The following is a 21,753-nucleotide window of genomic DNA, read 5'->3' as shown; positions in this document are numbered from 1 at the left end:
TGACAATTAATTCCCCAGGCTTATGTGTATAATTTGTGATTTATTATATGCCGATATTGATGCCGAAACCTCCTTTGAGCAAGATCAAGTCCCAGCCAAGCCAAACTTACTCCTTAATCAGTCACTTATAGAAATAGTGGCATCGAATCAGGAAGTGGAAACGAGTAGCACAACTCCCACAGAAGATAGTTCGATATCTGCTACTACTATTCGTTTTGAAGAAGTCACCAATGAAGCTGGAATATCTTATGCCGGACTGACTTATGGTTCAGCTTGGGGAGATTTCAATGGTGATAAATTTCCCGATATCTGGGTTAATAATCACTTTAATCATCCTGGCATTTTATATCTAAACCAGAAAGATGGCACTTTTACTGATGCTACCTCTACCGTCTTCTTGCTAGAAGAATTAACAGCAGGTTCAGGACTAAGCTCTGATCATCATGGAGCAACATGGGTAGATTTTGATAATGATGGAGACCAGGATTTATTACAGCTTGTTGGTTCACCGACAACGGAACCGAATTTATTATTTGTTAATGAGGGAGGTGTACTCAGAGATCGGGCGACAGAATTAGGGCTAGCTTACGCCAGCGCCAAGGCACAAGGTCCTATTTGGTTTGATTTCGATAACGATGGTTTGCTTGACCTTTTCCATGGCTCCACCAAAAGATCGGATGGTCTTGACCCCACGACAATTTTTCGCCAAACCAGTAATGGTTTTGAGAATGTTGGCTCCGTCGTCGTTCCAGGACTTGAATCAGAGACTGTAAAATTTGGTATTTTATCCGATCTTTCAGGAGATGGGAATTTAGATCTCGTATTGCCCCAAAACAAAACAATTTTAGATACGACTTCCACACCGTTTACAGACATAACGTCAAGTCTCTTATCAAGTACACATTTACTCTCAGGTAGTGATGTCATTTCGGCTGACTTAAATGGTGATCTGCTGCCAGATCTATATTTGACAGGTAGAGGGACGCAAGCAGAGTTGGGTCAAGTGACACCTAACGATATTAGCGTATTTTTTAGATCAAATGGCGACGAGAAAGGTGTTCAATTCAACACCACTGGAGAGGTTACTTTTAAATTTGCCTTAGCGTCCGCTAATAAAATTTTCATCGGCTCTAGTGGCTTTAATCCTACTCCCGTTAACAACTTTAGTGAATTTACTTTATCTCCAGATGATCCAAATGTAGTCGGTATTTATCCTCATACTCCTGGTGTTGATCAAGGAGTTTATATTGGCTATGATGCCAGCTTACAGCGTTGGCAAATATTTAACTCAATCAATCGAGAAGCTATTCTTGTTGAAGCGACTCAGCCGATTTCGGAATTGGCGGCTTTGGGTTTTAATCCGAATCCTTCTTTCCCATCGGATCGACTTTTGATCAATACAGATCAAGGATTAGTGGATGTCAGTAGCGAATCTGGTATCAATAATATTAATAGTGCTGGCAACAGCGTAACGGCTGGCGATTTTGACAACGATATGGATGTAGACCTCTATATTGTTGCCACCGGGTCAGCTTTAAACCGGGAAAATATCCTGCTTGAGAATCAAGGGGATGGCACATTTATTCCGGTGTCAAATGCCGGGGGAGCCGCTGGTTCGGCGTTGGGGTTGGGTGACTCAGTAACGGCGGCTGACTATAATCTCGATGGTTTTCTTGACTTATTCGTCACTAATGGTTTTGTGGAAGGCACACCATTGTTCAGTAATAACGGTCCCCACCAGCTTTTCCGCAACCAAGGTAATGGCAATAACTGGCTTCAAATCGACCTAGAAGGCACAGTCTCAAACCGAGACGGAATAGGGGCACGAGTATTCGTGACGGCTGGAGGCGTGACCCAACTGCGTGAACAATCGGGAGGAATCCATAAGTGGGCGCAAAATCACCAGCGCATTCATTTTGGACTCGCGGAGAATACCCAAGTGGATTTATTAGAAATTCATTGGCCCAGTGGGATTGTTCAAACGCTGGAAAACATCTCAGCGAATCAATTAATTACAGTTTTAGAAGCAGATAACAGCGGGGCAAATACGGCTCCAATCGCCATAGATGACGATGTAACCACTAATGAAAATACACCTGTCAATATCGATGTGTTGAGTAACGATAGCGATGCTGAGGCAGATGTACTGTCGCTGAGTATCCTTACCCCTCCAACCAACGGTACCGCCGTAGTTGATGACAACGATACCCCTGATGATTTGAGCGACGATTTTATCACCTATACCCCGGCTGTAGATTTCACAGGTACTGATCAATTTGTGTATCAGGTTGATGATCTCCAGAGTACAGATACCGCCACGGTCAACCTGACAATCAACCCGCTCAGCAACACTTCTATCCGTATCGAAGCTGAAGACTACGCATCTGGTGGTCAGGGTATTAGTTATTATGACACCACGAAAAAGAATTTTGGCGGTGCTTATCGCAATGATCAAGTGGATATTGAAGCCACATCTGATGTAGGTGGAGGTTACAACATTGGCTGGACTGACGCTGGAGAATGGCTAACCTACAACTTCACTGTACCAAAGTCCGGTCTATACAATTTAGTGGCTCGTGTCGCCAGTGGCAAGCAAGACATTCACAGTTTCAATGTCACAGTTGATGGGCAAACAACGACCCTTGAGTTTGACAAAACAGGCGACTGGCAGTCCTGGCAAAACGTAGTTGCCGAAGCTCTGAATCTTTCGGCTGGTTCTCAACAGTTACAACTGGATATCATCAATGGAGTTTTTAATCTTAATTATCTGGAATTCATACCGGCTCTAGAAGATAACACGATAAACGGTACGGCTGGTGATGATACTCTTAACGGTACGGCTGGTGATGATATCATCAACGGCTTTAATGGCAGGGACATCCTCAAGGGAGCAGATGGTAAAGACATCCTAAATGGGGGCGATAAGCGGGACGTGCTTCATGGCGCTGGTGGTGAGGACATCCTCAACGGCGATGCTGGCAATGATAACCTGAATGGGGGGTTTAGTGATGATATTCTCAATGGTGGTTTAGGAAATGACTTACTTATTGGTGGGTTCGGCAATGACACGCTTACAGGAGGTGAAGGTTCTGATAGATTCCGTTTTTTCCGAACAACGGATGGAGTAGACACGATTACTGACTTCTCTGTAGCAGATGACATAATTCAGGTCAAGGGAGAAAAGTTTGGTGGTGATCTGGTAAAGGGTGTTCTTGGCGCCGAACAGTTTGTCTTGGGAACCACAGCCTTAGATAGCGAGGATCGCTTTATCTATGACCAAAGTACAGGTAATCTCTTCTTTGATATCGATGGCGCTGGCGGTAGTGACCAAAGATTGCTAGCCACGTTGTCCAACCAAGCCAATATCAGTTTTGCCGATATTGTGGTTTTTTAAGTAATACCTTAATAGAGGGAATATTGTCAGCTATGGACATGGACTATAATGTCATTTTAGGTTGTCCCCGATCAGGAACAACTTTTTTACTCGATTCTCTAAAACCTTTACCTCATTCAGAATGTATTTCTGGGCATTTACTGCCGATTGTCATTCCCCACCTGATCAATCGTGACCTCTGTTCCGAAATTTATCAATCACTTTTGACGGGATTTGAGTTCTCTTTGATCGATTTTATCGAATCGATCTCCGAAGAACGAGTCTCGGCAATCCACAGATGGCTAACTCAGTCAATGGGGACAACAGAACTGATTCAGGCGTTGCAACGAAAACGAGTCATCGAACGGATTATTTATAAAGAGCCTTTTCTCAGTTTTGCCCCAGAGTTTACCTACAACGCTTTACCCAATTGTCGCATTGTCCATATCTACCGCGATGGTCGGGATTGTGCCGATTCTCTCATCCGAAAATACGATGTGTTGACGGATGAAAAGCTAACCAACTTGCGGACAGCCGAAGCCCCCCTCGGTCGTAAATACGATCACCGTTATGTTCCCTGGTGGGTTGACCCAGGTTTAGAAGCAGAATTTCTGGCGGCTACACCTTACGTAAGAGCTATCTGGATGTGGAAAGAAATGGTGCGTCGCTGTCATGAGTTCTTTTGTCGTCCCGATATCATTGCCAGTAACCGGGTTATGTTATTGAAATATGAAGACTTAGCTCGTGATCCGATTCACTATGGAGAAGCCGTCGTTGCCCATTTTGGCTGTAGCCTAAATAATCAGTTGCGCCAGAAATTTAAGCAAGCCAGAACTAGCTCAATCAGCATCTATAAACGACGCGATCGCGTCGAAATTGCCGCAGCCGAACAAATTGCTAAGTCAGAACTCGCGCTTTATGGTTATTTATAGGGCTAAGTCAAAAATTTACTGTTCACTGTACCCGGTTATGAACGATGATAATGCCTAATTTTCTGATTATTGGTGCAGCAAAAGCGGGAACGACTTCTCTCTATTCCTACTTAAATCAGCATCCCCAAGTTTATATGAGTCCGGTGAAAGAACCCCGATTTTTTACCCCAGAGCTTTATAGCATTTACAATAACGGGGTGAGAGATAATGGGCGAAGAACGGCTTTGACTTTAGAACAATATTGTCAACTCTTTCAAGGAGTTTCAACTGAAATCGCTATTGGGGAAGCTTCTACCGAGTATCTCTATATTCCTAAAGCGCCGGAACGGATCAAAAGCCACCTCCCCAAGGCTAAACTCATTGCCATCCTTCGCAATCCGGTAGAGCGAGCGTTTTCGGCGTTTCTCTATCAGTTTCGAGATGGCGTTGAAACTCTGACGTTTCAGCAAGCCCTTCAAGAAGAAGAAAAGCGGATTAAAGCGGGGTTTCGACCCGGATGGCACTACAAACAAGTGGGATTTTATTACAGTCAGATTAAAGGATATTTGGATAGCTTTGATCCAGAACAGATTAGAATATATTTGTATGATGATCTAGCATCAGATAGCTTGACTGTTGTCCAAGACATCTATAATTTTTTAGCCATAGATGATACTTTTATCCCGGATTTCAAGAGAGAAAACGTATCAGGGGTTCCTAAAAGAAGATGGTTGCAGAATCTGTTTACTAAAGATAATCCGATAAAATCAGCGTTTAAACCTTTATTTTCCGAGAAATTACGTCTCGCGATTCGCGAGAGTGTCAAAAAGCAAAATTTAGGAGCTAAACCTATTCTCTTACCTGAGATTCGTCAGGAGTTGCTCGAAGTTTATCGAGAGGATATTGAGAAGCTGCAAACGCTTATACAGCGAGACCTGTCGGCTTGGCTGAAATAGGCTAATGGTTCTTTAATCGCTGAGGGGGAGCAGAGGGAGCAGGGGAAGCAGGGGAAGCAGGGGGAGCAGGGGAAGCAGGGGAAGCAGGGGAAGCAGGGGGAGCAGGGGGAGCAGAGGGAGCGATGTAGAGACGCGCCATGGCGCGTCTGGGAGCAGGGGAAGAGGATTATCAATGAACAATCAACAAATGACAAATATATTATGAAACTTGGTATTGTTACCCATACTGTGGATAAAGGCGATGGTCAAGGCAGAGTTAATTATGAAGTGGTCAAAGAAGCGCTCCGTCTCGGTCATCATGTCACCCTCATCGCCAGTCAGGTTGCACTCGATTTGCAGCAAAATAGTCAGGTTCAGTGGATTGATATCTCTGTCCAGAAATTCCCCACAGCATTGCTGCGAAATCTCGTTTTTTCTTGGCGAAGTGCTGGGTGGTTAAGCAAACACCGGGATGAACTGGATGTGGTCAAAGTTAATGGCGCGATCACGAGTAGTCCCGGAGATGTTAACGCCGTGCATTTCGTCCACAGTTCCTGGCTGCGATCGCCTGTGCATACTTGGCGCATCCGTCGTGATCTCTATGGGTTCTATCAGTGGCTTTACACGAAGCTAAATGCTGGGTGGGAAAAACAGGCATTTATCCAAGCTAAAGTGGTTGTGGCGGTTTCACAAAAGGTTAAGCAGGAACTGGTAGAGATGGGAATCCCATCCCAGTCTATTCAGGTGATCTTAAATGGGGTTGATTTGCAAGAGTTTTGTCCGACAAGGCGCGATCGCACTCCACTTGGGCTTCCCGAAGGCGTTACCCTGGCGTTTTTTGCTGGAGACATCCGCACCCCTCGAAAAAACTTGGATACGGTGCTGCACGCCTTAGTTGAGGTTCCTGAGTTACACCTAGCCGTTGCTGGAAGTACAGCCGGAAGTCCCTATCCTCAGCTAACCCAAAAGCTGAATCTAAGTCAACGAGTTCATTTTCTCGGCTATCGCACAGATATTGCCGAAATCATGAACGCTGTGGATTTATTTGTGTTTCCCTCGCGATATGAAGCTTGCACACTTGTGTTACTCGAAGCGATGGCGTCTGGACTCCCCGTGATTACCGCCGCCACCGCAGGTGGTGCAGAAATTGTTACCCCAGATTGTGGCATAGTTTTATCTGATCCGGATGATGTGCCAGGGTTGATCCAAGCCCTAAATATTTTAACAAAAACTCCAGAAAAGAGAAAACAAATGGGTCAATCTGCCCGCACTAAAGCCGAGCAACATAGTTGGGCGAATATGGCACACCGTTATATTAAATTATTTAAATCATTGGGTTATCATTAATCTTTGATTTATAATTATTTAGCCCAATAAAACTATTTAAAAACATATTAATGATTATCACCGTTACTATACCAACATATCGCCGTCTGCCAGACCTAAAACGCTGTCTGGAGGCGCTGCAAAAGCAAACTCGACCTGCCAATCAAGTGTTGGTGATTATCCGTAACACTGATACGGAAACTTGGCAATTCTTTGAAACCTTTGACCCTAACTTTCTGCCACTGCGTACCGTGCAGGTAAAGGTGCCAGGAGTCGTAGCTGCAATGAATGCAGGTCTTGAGGTTGCCCAGGGAGATATCATTGCCTTTACCGATGACGATGCGGCTCCCCATACCGATTGGTTGGCACGGATTGAAAATCATTTTTTGTCTGATCAGCGCATTGGCGGTGTCGGGGGGCGCGACATGATTTATTACCACGGTGAACTATGGACAACTGAGACAAAGCAGGTTGTTGGTCGCCTTCAGTGGTTCGGACGCTTAATTGGCAATCATCATCTTGGTGTCGGTGCAGCCCGATACGTTGATATTTTTAAAGGAGTTAATATGAGTTTTCGCCGGAATGCAATTAAAGCGTTACGTTTTGACGAAAGAATGCGCGGGACGGGGGCGCAGGTAGACTTTGAAGTTCCCTTTTGCTTGGCATTGAAACGCAACGGCTGGAAGCTGATTTACGATCCCAATATTGTCGTTAATCACTATCCAGCACCGCGTTTTGATGAAGACCAACGCCATCAATTTAATGCCATTGCCTTAACCAATGCTGTCCATAATGAAACCTTAGCGTTGTTAGAACATTTGCCACGTTTACAACAGATTATTTTTATAATATGGGCAACTTTAGTAGGAACTAGAAAGTCTCCCGGTCTTGTGCAATGGTTGCGATTTTTACCCAGTCAAGGTTCTTTAGCCGGACAAAAATGGTTAGCGTCTATGCAAGGACGGTGGCAAGGGTGGTTAACATGGCAAGGGTCAAGGATTGGAAGCGTAGTTAAATCAAAACCTTGAGATACTTTGACTTGGGAGATATTCAGTGAGCGATAGACCACTACCTTCAAGCTTCCGACTGGAGTTGCAACCCGCGCCCGCTTGGATAGCTATCTTAGCACTCGTCTTTTTCTGTGCACTGTGCATTTTAGCCGGTGCTGGCAAAATACTCAACCTTGCTTTTCCAGTGGGGGCTTTCGCTGTAGGCTTGTTCCTATATTTTCGCTATCCAGTCCTTTACATTGGTTTTAGCTGGTGGATGTGGTTTTTGACACCATTAGTTCGTCGCTTAGTCGATTATCGGAGTGGCTTTAGCAATCCCAGTCCGATTCTCTTAGCCCCTTTCTTAGTAACGTTAATTACCTTAATTACCCTCTGGCAAAATCTCCCTAAAACGGCTCGCCAGGGTAGCTTACCTTTTGTTCTATCGATTGCTGGTATATTCTATAGCTTTTTAGTGGGATTTATTTCAAAGAGTCCCGTTGAAGCTTGCCTCGCCTTGTTGGAGTGGCTAGCACCAGTAATTTTAGGGTATCACTTATTTTTGAATTGGCGCAATTACCCCGATTATCGCCAAAATATGCAGCGCGTTTTTGTCTGGGGTGTATTGGTGATGGGAGGTTATGGAATCATACAGTATGTAATAATGCCGGAGTGGGATCGATTTTGGTTGATTAATTCAGGATTGACAACCTTTGGCAGTCCTGAACCTTTTGGATTCCGGGTTTGGAGTACACTCAACTCTACCGAACCTTTTGCCGCGATGATGGCAGCAGGTTTGCTACTGTTATTAAGTAATCATCAACAAAAAGTTTTAAAGGTGCTAGCTTCAGTCGCTGGTTATTCAGCCTTATTGCTCACCTTTGCCCGTTCGAGTTGGCTGGGTTGGTTGGCAGGATTACTGACGCTGATCAGTTCTCTGAAGCCAAAGCAGCGAATTAGTTTAATTATTACCCTTTTTGCGATTATAATTCTGGTTATTCCGTTATCGACGCTAGAACCATTCTCCGAAAAAATAAGTGAGCGATTAGAAACCTTTTCCAGTCTTGAGGATGACAATAGTTTTCAGAATAGACAGGCTTATTTTAAAATGGTATTTGGAGATGCACTGACCAGTGTTGTGGGTTTGGGAATAGGTGGCGTAGCGACGGATAACTCTATTTTGGTGATGCTTTTTCAGTTGGGTTGGATTGGCACTATTTTTTATATGGGAGGAATGAGCTTACTTATTTTTAGTTTGTTTCAAAGTTCTGAAGTGGGTTTCGATCCCTTTGCTGTTGCCGCTCGTGCCGCTGTGATTAGCGCCTTGGTCAGACTACCGATCAATGTGCCAATGTTGGGTGTATCGGGTACAATTCTGTGGGGGTTTTTAGGGATCGGTATAGCGGCTCATCAGTATCACCACCATCAACATAAAATAAACTTGAGAGAGTCTTTGCCGCCAAATAAAATAAATTTATTGAAATAAGCTTATTTTACAACTAAACTGGAGGTTGATAATGTCAGTTGAAAAACCTATTTTTATTCTCGGCGCTCCCCGTTCAGGAACAACGTGGTTAGGCAAAGCCTTCGACCAACATCCTGACCTCGCTGGCTGGGCAGAAATTAGTAATATTTGGATGTGGGGCAATACCCATAAAACCAATGATCATCTCACAGAGAACGATCTAAATCCCAAAATTAAACGTTATATTCAAAAAAGATTCACTGAATACCTGGAAAAATATCACAAAAAAAGAATTTGCGATAAGACTCCCAGAAATTGTCTACGCCTTTCTTTTATACAGGCAGTCTTCCCTGATGCCAAAATTATTATGTTACTCAGGGATGGTCGTTCTGTAATTAATTCGACGAAAAAAGAATTGAATCGCCCCAAGAATGTCCCTTGGAAGGAAGCCTATTCTAGACTCAAAGAAGTCCCAGTTTGGGAATGGTCGGTATTTCTGCCCCGGATCACATCTCGTCTCAAAAGAATGGTGGGTATCCCCTTAGACTACTGGGGTGCAAGACCCCCAGGATGGCAAGAATGGGTAAACCAATATTCTCGTGAAGCTTTGCTGGCAAAACAGTGGTCTGAAACAATGGAAATAGCGATTGCTGAAGGCAGAAAGTTGCCTCCAGAAAATTACCTAGAAATACGCTATGAGGACTTGGTTAGTTCACCGCAGGAGAAAATTCATGAAATTGCGAATTTTGCTGAACTAGATTCTCCTGAGCCGATCATCAATTATGCAATGGCAACAGCTGACCCATCTCGAACGAATAAGTGGAAAGATTCATTAGATCCAAACATACTCCAAGAGATTAAGGAAATCATGGAACCAACAATGTCTAAACTGGGATATCCCTGGTAAAATTATGATTTATAACCAGTACTATGTCTGCTCCAAAAATCGGGAACCTATTGCTTGGAATCCTTGGCAAGAAGACTGCCATATCGTTCCTGAGTGTGCCTATTTTGGTAAGGTATTTCAGGCGATGGAGAATAATTTGCAGGTACAAGGTTTAACCTTTTACCTCACCTGGGATATCTCTAAGCTGCCATCATACGGGCAAAACGTGGTTGCTGTTGTCCAAGGGGATGAGTGGTGTCGTATCCCCGGCTATTTTCATCAGGTACGCGCTGTGTTTAAATGCTACGGTACGCGCCGTAGTCTGGGATGTAATCCCCTGCTTAACCCATCCTACATCAACGTTCTCACCCTCGGTCAATTTATGCTGATCTCGGTGGCACGTTTACCCGGTTTGTTCCATTATGGATTGCAGGTGATTAAAAATTTACCTTCACCTCTGGTTAAGGTTCCACCGATTTATGATATTCCTCTCGGTTACTATAAACAATTGAAATTGCCGATTAAAGATATCCATGATCGGTGTTATGATGTGTTTTTTGCTGGCAGTTTAGCGCAAAAAAAGTATGAAAAAAAATCATTAAAATATTGGCTAAAAGATCCAAAGATTGTGTCTCGACAAAAAATGCTTACTGTAATCGATTCCCTTAGGTATAAATACCAACACTTAAAATTTGAATTGTCAATTACACGGGGGTTCCATGCCACAACGGATCAAGATGCCAGCAGCTATTCCGAAAAAATGATGGATACTAAAATATGTCTGGTTCCTAGAGGAACGTCTTTTGAAACCTATCGTTTCTTTGAGGCACTCCGATATGGTTGTGTTGTCGTAACTGAAGCTTTACCCTCACGATGGTTTTATAATGGAGCGCCGACGATTCAGATTCAAGATTGGAGTGAGCTAGAGGCGGTATTGGAAAAGCTGACCAACGATCCATCCTTAATCCAGAGGTTACATCAGCAAGGGTTGAACTGGTGGCAAACCAAATGCTCGGAAACAGTGGTGGGTCAGTACATTGCTGAAACGTTAAATGGAACCCAATCTGATCCGGAGTCTTGCACAAATTACCATGAGTAACCCTACGGCAAAATCTGCCTACATTCTCTGCGTCGGCAATGGCTGGTTACCCAAAATGCCAGGTGGACTCGATCGCTATGTCTACGAACTAACCCACAACCTCGCTGCTGGACAGGATACGGTTGAATTGTGCGGTGTTGGACTACCGCCAACTCCAGCCAACTCGCCCCTAAAACTCACTAATTTTGCTGAACCCGATAGTCCCCTGTGGCAAAGGCTTTGGTCAACCCGCCGCCATTTTTTAAACCGACAAGCACCGCCTCCTGATGCGATTAACTTACATTTTGCCCTCTACAGTTTGCCTCTGTTATCCCTATTCCCGGAAAAGGTACCGATCACCTTCACCTTTCACGGACCTTGGGCAATGGAGAGTAATCTAGCAGGTAGCAACAATCTAGCTGTATTCGTCAAGCAGTGGATGGAACAGCGGGTTTATAATCGGTGCGATCGCTTCATTGTCCTCAGTCAAGCCTTTGGTCGTCTCTTACACCAACACTATCAAATTCCCTGGAGCAAAATTCACATCATTCCCGGTGGTGTAGATACCCATGGATTTCAACCCAACTTATCCCGTCAACAGGCGCGAGAACAGCTCAACTGGCATCAAGATCGGATGATTTTGTTTACTCCCCGTCGCCTGGTTCAGCGCATGGGGATTGATATCCTCTTAAGTGCCCTGGCAAAAATCATATCTCAGATTCCCGATGTGTGGTTAGCGATCGCGGGGAAAGGAACACTCAGAGAGTCTCTAGAAAAACAAGCCACAGAATTAGGAGTGCAAAATCACGTTAAATTCCTCGGGTATTTACCCGATGAACTTTTACCCATCGCCTATCAAGCCGCCGACTTGACCGTGATTCCCAGTCAGTCTCTGGAAGGATTTGGATTAATTATACTGGAATCTCTGGCATCGGGTACCCCGGTTATGTGTACGCCCGTGGGGGGAATGCCAGAAATTTTATTGCCGTTTTCTCCTGAACTGATCACAGACTCAGCCGATGAAGACGCGATCGCCCAAAAATTACAAGCATTACTAACCGGAGAAATTTCGATGCCCTCTCGAACCGCCTGTCAGGACTATGCTTGCCGCAATTTCAACTGGCATAAAATTGCCCAGCAGGTGCGTGAAGTTCTTCTGTAGAAACGTAGCAGGCTTAACACCTGTTACTTAAAAAAATATGAAAATCCTATTTTTAGACCAGAGTGGCAAATTAGGCGGGGCTGAACTCTGCCTAACTGATTTGGCAAAACCCTATCGAAATCACTGCTTAGTGGGTTTATTTGCCGACGGAACGTTCAGGGAGTTATTAGAACACCAGCAAATTCCTGTCCAAGTTCTCACCACTGAACCAATCCTAGTAAAAAAAGACAGTGGAATTCTTCAAAGTTTAGGGAGTATGAGTTCTCTAGTCCCACTGATCATCAAGGTTACCCAAATAGCCCGTGATTACGAACTCATTTACGCCAATACCCAAAAAGCCCTAGTCGTTGGTGCATTCGTCAGCCTTTTTAGGCGTCTTCCTTTGGTTTATCACCTCCATGATATCCTTTCTTCCGATCACTTCAGCCTGACCAACCGTCGTATTGCTGTCTCCCTAGCCAATCGCTTGGCATCATTAGTTATTGCCAATTCCCAAGCCACTAAAGCCGCATTTATTGCCGCAGGAGGACGCTCAGAATTGACGCAAGTCGTCTATAACGGCTTTGAACCTAACTATTACAAAACTCAGGTAAATGATTCCCATCCAATCAGACAACAACTTGGATTAGATGGAAAATTTATTGTCGGTCAATTCAGCCGTTTGTCTCCCTGGAAAGGACAGCATATTTTACTGGAAGCCCTGGCTCAATGTCCCCCAGAGGTGAGTGCAATTTTAGTCGGTGATGCCCTGTTCGGTGAACAAAAGTATGTCCAGCATTTACATCAACAAGTTACCGAATTAGGACTCAAAGAACGAGTTCAGTTTTTAGGATTTCGTTCGGATATCGTCCCTCTGATGAAAGCCTGTGACTTAATCGCTCATACCTCAACGTCACCAGAACCCTTCGGGCGAGTTGTTGTCGAAGCCATGCTCTGTGAACGCCCGATTGTTGCTGTTGCTGCTGGTGGTGTTATTGAACTCATTGAAGCAGAGAAAACGGGATGGCTGTTCTCCTCGAGTGATTCCCAGCAACTGGCTCAAATTATCACCACCTGCCGTAACCAGCCCGAACAAGCAGCAACGATGGCTCAGCAAGCCCAGATTCTAGCCAGTCAACGCTTCAATCTCAACATCGTCAACCAGCAGATTGCTCAGCTACTTGACCAGGTTATCTTTACTCAATCTTTAAATTAAGCTGCCTATTTGTAAAGTTAAGATGAATTTTTCGCGATCGTAGCTTATCCCAGATACGGACTTCCTGATATTTGGGGTAGAATCTCTTTTATATCTGTAAGGATATAGTACCTAGATGAAAAAATTATTAGAGGAAAAAATTTGTGAATAAAATGCTGCGAACTATTGCAACCAGTGGTGTTAGCAGTGGTATCGCACTAACCCTAAACTTTCTGAACCCTAATTCCGCTCAAGCCTTTAATGTAGCCAATTTGGAGCAACTCTTAAAAACAGGGAATTGCCGATTTTGTGACTTAAGGGATGCTGATCTGAGTGGTACTGATCTAAGTGGCGCTATTCTCAGTGGCGCCGACTTAAGTGGTGCCAATCTGTCTGAGGCGAATCTGAGTGGTGCCAAACTGATTGATGCTCAACTGATTGGGACTAATTTGAGTGGTGCTAATTTGATGGGCGCTAATCTGATCAAGGCTTTGCTGAATAATGCCAACCTACTGGGTGCTGACTTAACCGGGGCTAACTTAATTTTGGCAAACTTTAAGGATGCACAACTGATGGGGGCTAACTTGATGGGTACTAACTGGATTTCTGCCACAAACATCACGGAGAGTCAGCTTTCCTATGCCAGCCAATTAGATGACATTACTTTACCTGATGAAAGTAAACCCACGTTCTGCCAAGGAGAGGAAACCCTTAATGGAGTAATCGGTTCTCTCAGTTCCCAAAACGGTTTTCCATTCGTCCAGAACTATTCCACTTGCTCTTGGATGATTCAAACATCTGAGTCGATGAACGCCGTCGCTCTAGATATTCCAGCTCTATCATTAAAGGATACGGTATTGGAATTTTTTGATGGCAATGACCCAACTCAGTTACTTACCTCCATGACCGGCGAGGTTGAGGACCAAACCCTGATGTTTGCCAGCGATGCTTTATTGATTCGTTACAGCGTCGATTTTTCGCCAAACACCCTAGGATTTGAACTAAGCTACGAGGGCATGGTAAAGTCGGGGCCAGAACCGACAACATCAGTCCCTGAACCCAGCAGTTTGATCGGACTGGGATTGTTAAGTTTATACGGTTGGACGCAACGGAAACAGTTTTCTTCTCAACCGAAAACTTAAGTTAAGTAATAAAGAAGATCGGCTTCTTGGTTAAATTCTATCATGGAGCCGCTCCAATGATCGTCAGTTTTGCTAACCTATTTAATAAGGCTATTTTACTCAAGCATTTTGAGTTAATATCAAGCCCGCATCAACCTTAAAAACGTGGTCTTTAAACAGGGTATATCATGGAATTCACAACCGAACAACTATTCTCTTCATCTTTAGACACTGAAACAAATTCTGCCTATCTTGGACTAAATGAAGAGAATGAAACGGTACAGACTTCCACTTCATTGAGTGTTGATTTGGAGGCTACTCTCACAACCATGTCTCTTAGTCAATGGACAGATGACTTGGTGGTGAATACCCTCCTACCTTCTGATTCTACTGTTGAGGATACTCAACTAGACTCGGAAGATTCTTCACAAGACAATCTTCCTTTAGTCGGTGCATTTGGCGACGCTTTGACTGGGACAATTTCCTCGAAAAAGCAGGAACAGGGAAACGGTCTGTCCGACGACGCCAAAGAAAAGGAAAAGAAAGAAAAAGATCGGCTAAAAAGTTTGTTTTCGGCATCCAAACTCGCTGAAATCACGGGCGACCCCAAGACAGTCCGTGTTAACGTCGGGGGTTCAGAAAACTATCGAGATAGTCAAGGTCAGGTTTGGGCAGCAGACAGTAACTTCACCAGTGGTAAAAGCGGGAAAAGCTTTAAAACATTACCCAAAGTTACAGGAACAACGGATTCAGTCCTGTTTCAGTCGGGGCGTCAGGCAGCAGAGTTTGAGTATTTATTTGCACTGCCCAACGGTGACTATGAAGTGAGGTTAAGTTTTGTCGAAACGCCTTATGTCCTTGAAGCTGATCAACGGGAGTTTCAGGTAAAAGCCAATCAACTAGTTGCTCTTGATGAAGTTGATGTAATTCAAGAGATAAAGGCTAAAAAGAAAAATGCTGTTGATAAAATTGATGCCATCATCAAAGCGGAAAAGCTCAAAAATAAATTAGGCATTGGCAAGATAAAAATCCTGGAAATTGAAGCGGCTGTTAAGGGATTAGAAGATGAAAAAATTAGCGGCATCCTTAAAAAAGGAAAATCTAAAGACAAACTAGAAATTGATGAAGCTGAAACCCTACTTCAAGCCGTTAAAGACAAACCCGAAACCAATACAGCTCTGACAAGAACCTTTAAAGCCAAGGTTAAAGATGGGTTTCTTGAATTAAATTTCAAATCTCTTAAAGGGGAAGCCGCTCGCCTCTCAAGTATTGAAATTGTTCCTGATGAAGAGAAAGGAAAAGGAAATAAGAAGAGTAAAAGTGGCGACTCGCTCTTGCCATTAGTCCAAACCAACTACTTAACCTTGGCAACAGCTTCGGCTAACGAGCCAACCGTATCAGCAACCCAAGTGACTACCCCAGCAATACGCATCAATGCGGGGGGAGGAAACTATACCGATAGTGAAGGTAACCTTTGGCAGGCGGACAATTATTTTACCGCCGGAAATACCTCTTTATTCAATGTTCCCATTGCTGGTACTAGCGAAGATACTCTCTATCAAACAGAACGCTGGCGGAAAAACTTCGGGTATGCAATTCCCGTCGATAATGGCACTTATACCGTTAACCTGCACTTTGCCGAAGTTTTCTTCGATTTAGCCGGAAAACGGGTGTTTGATGCCACCGTTGAGGGTCAGTTACTCAATGACAATTTAGACATTGTTTCGGTAACTGGAGCAAAAAATTCCGCCTTAATCACATCCCTTTCTGCTGTAAACGTTAGCGATGGCATCCTGAATATTGACTTTGCTGGTGTTGTTGACAGAGCCAAGATTTCAGCCATTGAGGTATTAGCGAGTCCCAGTGCAGATACGATAGTGCCAACCGCTAGCCTGAGTGCGACTGATGTCACCCAAGAGGGTGGAACCAGTTACCAATTCAGTGTCATCTACTCTGATAACAAAGCCGTTAACTTGTCCACTGTGGACAGCAATGACCTGCTCGTCACTGGACCGAATGGGTTCAGTCAGTTAGCCACTCTGGATAACGTGAAGCTAGATAGTAATGGCACGCCAATGAAAGCCACTTACAGCTTCCTGGCTCCGGGAGGAACCTGGGATTCGGGGGATAATGGCACTTACGCGATCGCTCAGCAAGCTAACCAAGTGATGGACACCAGTGGCAATGCGGTGTCTAGCGGTTCTCTAGGAACCTTTAACGTCAACGCCGCTCCCCCAGTACCAACAGATATCCGGATCAATGTGGGAGGAGGAAACTATACAGATACTCAAGGTAACCTTTGGTTAGCCGATACCCACTTCACCAACGGCAATACTTCATCAACCAGTGCTGCCATTGATGGCACGGTAGAAGATACCCTCTATAAAACAGAGCGCTATCACAGCTCCTTCGGGTACGACATTCCCGTCGTCAATGGCACCTATACGGTAAACCTGCACTTTGCCGAAACCTACTTTAATCAAGAAGGACAACGGGCTTTTGAGGTGGCGGTTGAGGGTGATCCGTTCCTGAATAATTTAGACATCATATCAGTGACTGGGGTGAAGAATACCGCCTTAATCACCTCCCTGGCAAATGTTAATGTCACCGATGGCATCCTCGACCTAGACTTGAATGCTCTGGTCAATAACGCCAAGCTCTCAGCCATTGAGATATTAGCCAATCCCATCCCGGATACCATCATACCAACCGCTAGTTTGAATGCGACTGATGTAACCTACCGAGGTGGAACCGAGTATCAATTCAGCGTCACCTACTCCGATAACCAAGTCATCGATTCCGCCACTGTAGACAGCAGCGATGTTCTCGTCACCGGACCGAATGGGTTCAGTCAGTTAGCCACTCTACACAGTATTCAACCAGACAGTAATGGTTCTCCACTAAAAGCCATTTACAAGTTTGCTGCCCCAGGTGGAAACTGGGATGGGACAGATGATGGCACCTACACCATCGCGTTGGCAGCCAACCAAGTCAGCGACGCTAGTGGTAACTTTGTCACCAGTGGCACTCTAGGCAGCTTTGATGTTGCTGTCACCGGGACTGCACTCCCCCCCACCCTAATCAACTCCGGGGGAGGAGACTACACCAGTGTTGATAGTCGGCTTTGGAAAGCCGATACCTACTTCGTTGGTGGTGGCATCCATGGCATTGCGGCGACGACTGATATTGGCAATACCTTTGACGATAAGCTATATCAAACAGAACGCTGGCACAAAAATACCCTGTCTTATGAAATTCCTGTCCCTGAACAAGGCACCTATACGGTAAACCTGAATTTTGCGGAAATTTACTGGGCTGATGCGGGGTTGCGGGTATTTGATGTCATCGCTGAGGGGAATGTAATCGCCAATGATCTAGACATTTACGCTCAGGTGGGTGGCAATGCGGCACTGACAATTTCCAACAATGTTGGGGTAACCGATGGCATTCTCAATATCGATTTAGTCGGTGTGGTGGAGAAGCCGAAAATCTCATCTATCGAAGTTGTCAAGGAAGAAAAGGCTCACGGTGGTCATCCCTTTCTGCATGTTGTGATCGATGCCCCAGAATATGCCATTGACTATAACGGAAATGGTAGCGAAGGGGTCACCTTTTTGGGCAATGAATCCCACACCCATGAACCCGGTAAGGTATTGACAAGCTGGACTTGGGCACAAGGGGCAACGGTTTTAGGCACAGGGGAAGATATTCAGGCGACTTTGGGCGTTGGTTCGCATACAGTCTCATTGACCATTGAAGATAGCAATGCACCACCCGATAGTCTCACGGATTCGGTTGACCTGAATATATTTCCCATCAACGCCGTCGGTGGGATGTTAGTCTCCTACGATCTGGATGCCGATATTGACAATCTCACCGCCCCTGAGTTTCAGGAAATCCTACCCCTGACGCCAAAAGATCCAAATGATTTACTAGATGGCAGCTTACACCTGAAGGAAAATGGTACCTTTGGCACCTTGGGCAGTTCGTCCTACTCCAACCAAAATGTAGCCGTTGTATTCAAGGGAAAATTTGCACCCACCACCGCTGGTGACTATGATTTCACCGTTAATGGTGGCACCGACAGCGACATCTATATTAATGGCAATCTGGTCACGGGTACAGAAACCCTAACCGCAGGAACAACCTATAACCTGGAAGTTCGCGTGGCTCGGGCAGCCGGGGAAGTAAACCCCATAGAAGTACTGGCATCAATTGATGGTGCCCCACCCGCACCCCTGCAAGGAACCAATCTAACTCACGACCAAACCAGTCTGCTTCCCTTCATCAATCCTCCCGCCGATACCGATATCTCCACGTTCGGGGCTCAAATCCTCACCCTTAAGGGTATTGCGTTTTGGGAAGGTGATGCCTCTGATCAAGTTAAAGTTCACTGGGGCAATACGATTTTCACTGAACCCGATATCCAAGTGAATCAGGGGAAAATCACCTTTGCCACACCCCCCGGAACCTTTGGCGACACGGTTGATGTAAGGGTGGAAACGCCCAATGGGATGAGCAATGTGGTCACCTTTAATTATGTTGAAGGAGTACCACCGATTAAATTCCTGCCTGAACAACAAACGGGTGCCACGCTATTCGGACCGACTCAGGCAACTTGGGGACCCGATGGCAGGCTCTACGTGGGAACGATTACCGGAGCCATTAAAATCTACACCTTCGATGATAACTATCAGGTGACCAATACCCAGTCCGTTTCCAGTATCGCCGGTCTGAGCAACAACAATATTTTGGGAATCGCCTTTAACCCCTTTGATGATCCTGCTGATGCCCCTAAAATCTACGTCGCCCACAGTGAACTTTTTGCCCATAATGGTGGTCAAGGACCCGTCACCGAATTTTCACCCTACAATGGTCAGGTTTCTATCCTCGAAGGACCCAACTTCTCAACGGTAACGCCTTTAATTACAGGTTTACCCGTCTCTAACCACGACCATGGAATTAACGGATTGGCGTTTGACAATCATGGAGACTTGCTCATCGCCGTTGGTGGGAATACGAATGCAGGGGTATCCGACAACAACATTGGTGGTCTTCCGGAATCTCCGTTATCGGGGGCTATTCTAAAAGCCAAAATCACAAAACCGAATTTTAATGGAACGATTGAGTACGAGTTAACTCCAGGAGAAACAGCACCAACGGGATTTAATGCCAATGACCAGGTATACGGAGAAATCGTCAACGTGGTTCCTGGTGTGGATGTATCCGTGTTCGCCAGCGGACAGCGAAACCCCTTTGATACTGTCTGGACGACTCAAAATCGACTCTACGGCACAGATAATGGTGCCAATGCCAGCAGTGCTTTTGGTACTGCCTCTACTGGACCAAACACCGAAAAGACCATCACCGGTCAACCCGATGAAATTAACCTTTTGGTTGAGGGTAACTACTACGGACATGCCAATCGCAATCAAGGTCGCTTCGATCCTCGGCAGTATGTTTGGTATGGTCCCAACGATACAGGCGACTTTACCCCGCCCTTAGGGGCGGTAGCGTCCTCAACCAATGGGATTACCGAATACCGAGCCACGACCTTTTTGGGACAGATGCAGGGCAACATATTGGCTCAGAAATGGAATGGCACCGTCTACAATGCTTTTGTCTCCCCCAATGGCTCCTTTGAGTCCTTAGAGACGATCATCAATACTCCAACTGCTCTAGATGTTGTGCATGGTCCTGGGGGCGCAATTCTGGGCATCGATTTCACGGACGACCAAATCACTGTTTCCCTACCCGATGATCTGGCGGCTGTCTTCAATATGACCGCCTATGATATCTTCCCCTGGCGCTCGCCGGCTGTGGGTGGTGCTACCTTCACGATTGGCGGGACAAACTTCAACCCTGACCTTGCCAATACCACAGTCACGATTGGCGGTCAGACAGCGCTTCTTACCTCCGTCTCAGCCAACCGGATTCAGGGGATTATCCCTGAGCAGACCACCCCAACAGGTGATCTACTTGATGTAGTGGTCACCAATGACGGCACAACCTCCACTATACCCGATGCCTTTGTCTACTTGAGTAGCACCTTGGCATTCGGTGATCTGGAGTTTACGGTTAATGAAAATGGGACATCTGTGGCTCAGGTGAGTGTCACTCGCACTGGGGTGAGTTTTGGCGCCGTCAGTGCAACAATGACTCAAACCGATGGCACAGCTACCAGTGGTGTTGACTACACCAATGCTCCGATTACCGTTTCCTTTGCCGATGGGGAAACCGGAACGAAAGTGGTGTCGATTCCCATCCTAGAAGATACGGAAGTAGAAGGAGATGAGACAATCAAGTTGGTACTGGATAGTCCTACCCCATGGGCAAGAATTGGGGCGCAAAATAAAGCTACGCTGCGGATTTTGGACAATGAAGCCTTGCCAACGACCACGGCATCGGCTACATTTACAATTGACCCACCGGGGGCAGGTATCAATAGCAGTACCTTTGGCTCCGGTTCCTTCAAAATCACCAACACCTCGACTTCGGGTCAGAAACTCAACCGGGTTTTGATTGATTTGAGTTCGAGTATTCTGCCTGATTTAGTCTTTGATCCCAATGGTACCGCTGGCGACACAGCCGCCAAAGTCTTTACTATAGATAGCAACTCAGGAGTGGGATACCTTTCGCACACGCTGCTAAGTTCCCATGACGGTGGTTTTGATGCCTTGGAAATCCTATTCAATGACTTTGATCCGACAGAAACACTAACCTTCTCCATTGACGTTGACCCGACTAGCATTAAGGGATCGCCACAACCCGGACCTGGCGATTCGGCTGACGTTTCTGGACTTGAGTTAACGGGTACCCAAGTGCGAGCTGATTTTAATGATGGCTCAACGTTGGTGGGAGATACCTATCGGATTCCCAACAGTATCGATGGATCTCAGGTTACACTCCAATCTAACTTGCCCGGTCAACCCACGATTGCCGCCGTAGGACTGTCTTCGACACGAGCCAAGGTGTCGAATGAAAATCAGACCATCCAGGTTACAGGTCCTGCGGGTGCTGAGGTTGTATTGCTGGTTACGGAGGCAGCACTGTTTACTGATAGTGGCAATGGATTTGATCTAGACCCATTTGAGGCAAACAGTATTATAGCCATTACTGAGCAGTCCGCTACCCTTGACGGGACTGGCTCTGTTGACATTCCTGTCACCTTGACCAAATCTGATCCAGAAGGAGGACTCAACTACATTGTTGCTGTGGTGAAATATTTAGATGGCACCACGAGTGCCCTTTCCTCAAAAATCATCCTCGAACTTGTGTGATGATAGTTGAAATCTGTGGAAGATATAGCAGTAGACAAATAGCTTAGGACTTT

The 21,753-nt window shown here is 45.4% G+C and carries 12 protein-coding genes; all 12 read left to right on the top strand.

What is annotated here, in order from left to right; genetic code table 11:
• Nucleotides 1–22: 22 nt before the first annotated feature.
• The 12 genes from RLO19_RS08830 (at nt 23) to RLO19_RS08775 (ending at nt 21,700) form a co-directional block, all read left to right on the top strand.
• Nucleotides 23–3,394: an FG-GAP-like repeat-containing protein gene (locus RLO19_RS08830; RefSeq protein ID WP_446355625.1), complete on the top strand. Its 3,372-nt coding sequence runs from the start codon at nt 23–25 to the stop codon at nt 3,392–3,394.
• Nucleotides 3,395–3,426: 32 nt separating this feature from the next.
• Nucleotides 3,427–4,305, top strand: a complete 879-nt coding sequence (locus tag RLO19_RS08825) for a sulfotransferase (RefSeq protein ID WP_446355623.1) — start codon at nt 3,427–3,429, stop codon at nt 4,303–4,305.
• Nucleotides 4,306–4,349: 44 nt separating this feature from the next.
• A complete protein-coding gene (locus RLO19_RS08820; protein ID WP_446355622.1) occupies nt 4,350–5,240 on the top strand; it encodes a sulfotransferase family protein in 891 nt (296 codons plus the stop codon).
• A gap of 201 nt (nt 5,241–5,441) precedes the next feature.
• Nucleotides 5,442–6,566, top strand: coding sequence for a glycosyltransferase family 4 protein (locus RLO19_RS08815; protein WP_446355620.1), 1,125 nt, complete (start codon nt 5,442–5,444; stop codon nt 6,564–6,566).
• A 50-nt stretch (nt 6,567–6,616) separates the two neighbouring features.
• Nucleotides 6,617–7,573, top strand: a complete 957-nt coding sequence (locus RLO19_RS08810) for a glycosyltransferase family 2 protein (protein ID WP_446355618.1) — start codon at nt 6,617–6,619, stop codon at nt 7,571–7,573.
• A 25-nt stretch (nt 7,574–7,598) separates the two neighbouring features.
• Nucleotides 7,599–9,020: an O-antigen ligase domain-containing protein gene (locus RLO19_RS08805; protein WP_446355616.1), complete on the top strand. Its 1,422-nt coding sequence runs from the start codon at nt 7,599–7,601 to the stop codon at nt 9,018–9,020.
• A 31-nt stretch (nt 9,021–9,051) separates the two neighbouring features.
• Entirely contained in the window at nt 9,052–9,906 is an 855-nt protein-coding gene (locus RLO19_RS08800; protein ID WP_446355615.1) for a sulfotransferase family protein, read from the top strand.
• Nucleotides 9,907–9,910: 4 nt separating this feature from the next.
• Entirely contained in the window at nt 9,911–10,984 is a 1,074-nt protein-coding gene (locus tag RLO19_RS08795) for a glycosyltransferase family 1 protein (RefSeq protein WP_446355613.1), read from the top strand.
• Entirely contained in the window at nt 10,977–12,125 is a 1,149-nt protein-coding gene (locus tag RLO19_RS08790; protein ID WP_446355612.1) for a glycosyltransferase family 4 protein, read from the top strand. The genes RLO19_RS08795 and RLO19_RS08790 overlap by 8 nt, the downstream gene beginning before the upstream one ends.
• 37 nt (nt 12,126–12,162) lie before the next feature.
• Nucleotides 12,163–13,320: a glycosyltransferase gene (locus RLO19_RS08785; RefSeq protein ID WP_446355610.1), complete on the top strand. Its 1,158-nt coding sequence runs from the start codon at nt 12,163–12,165 to the stop codon at nt 13,318–13,320.
• Between the two features lie 152 nt (nt 13,321–13,472).
• Nucleotides 13,473–14,441 (top strand): pentapeptide repeat-containing protein, encoded by a 969-nt coding sequence (locus RLO19_RS08780; RefSeq protein WP_446355609.1) that lies wholly within the window; start codon nt 13,473–13,475, stop codon nt 14,439–14,441.
• A gap of 167 nt (nt 14,442–14,608) precedes the next feature.
• A complete protein-coding gene (locus RLO19_RS08775; protein ID WP_446355607.1) occupies nt 14,609–21,700 on the top strand; it encodes a malectin domain-containing carbohydrate-binding protein in 7,092 nt (2,363 codons plus the stop codon).
• Nucleotides 21,701–21,753: the final 53 nt, after the last annotated feature.

This window comes from Coleofasciculus sp. G2-EDA-02, from assembly GCF_040226375.1.
Taxonomy (GTDB): Bacteria; Cyanobacteriota; Cyanobacteriia; order Cyanobacteriales; family Coleofasciculaceae; genus Coleofasciculus.
This window is presented reverse-complemented; position numbering and strand designations above follow the sequence as displayed.

Bases quoted from the DNA above. Each gene is read 5' to 3' on its own strand.
- RLO19_RS08790 (WP_446355612.1), top strand. From the start codon at position 10,977: ATGAGTAACCCTACGGCAAAATCTGCCTACATTCTCTGCGTCGGCAAT.
- RLO19_RS08815 (WP_446355620.1), top strand. From the start codon at position 5,442: ATGAAACTTGGTATTGTTACCCATACTGTGGATAAAGGCGATGGTCAA.
- RLO19_RS08810 (WP_446355618.1), top strand. From the start codon at position 6,617: ATGATTATCACCGTTACTATACCAACATATCGCCGTCTGCCAGACCTA.
- RLO19_RS08820 (WP_446355622.1), top strand. From the start codon at position 4,350: ATGATAATGCCTAATTTTCTGATTATTGGTGCAGCAAAAGCGGGAACG.
- RLO19_RS08825 (WP_446355623.1), top strand. From the start codon at position 3,427: ATGGACATGGACTATAATGTCATTTTAGGTTGTCCCCGATCAGGAACA.
- RLO19_RS08780 (WP_446355609.1), top strand. From the start codon at position 13,473: ATGCTGCGAACTATTGCAACCAGTGGTGTTAGCAGTGGTATCGCACTA.
- RLO19_RS08800 (WP_446355615.1), top strand. From the start codon at position 9,052: ATGTCAGTTGAAAAACCTATTTTTATTCTCGGCGCTCCCCGTTCAGGA.
- RLO19_RS08830 (WP_446355625.1), top strand. From the start codon at position 23: ATGTGTATAATTTGTGATTTATTATATGCCGATATTGATGCCGAAACC.
- RLO19_RS08775 (WP_446355607.1), top strand. From the start codon at position 14,609: ATGGAATTCACAACCGAACAACTATTCTCTTCATCTTTAGACACTGAA.
- RLO19_RS08785 (WP_446355610.1), top strand. From the start codon at position 12,163: ATGAAAATCCTATTTTTAGACCAGAGTGGCAAATTAGGCGGGGCTGAA.
- RLO19_RS08795 (WP_446355613.1), top strand. From the start codon at position 9,911: ATGATTTATAACCAGTACTATGTCTGCTCCAAAAATCGGGAACCTATT.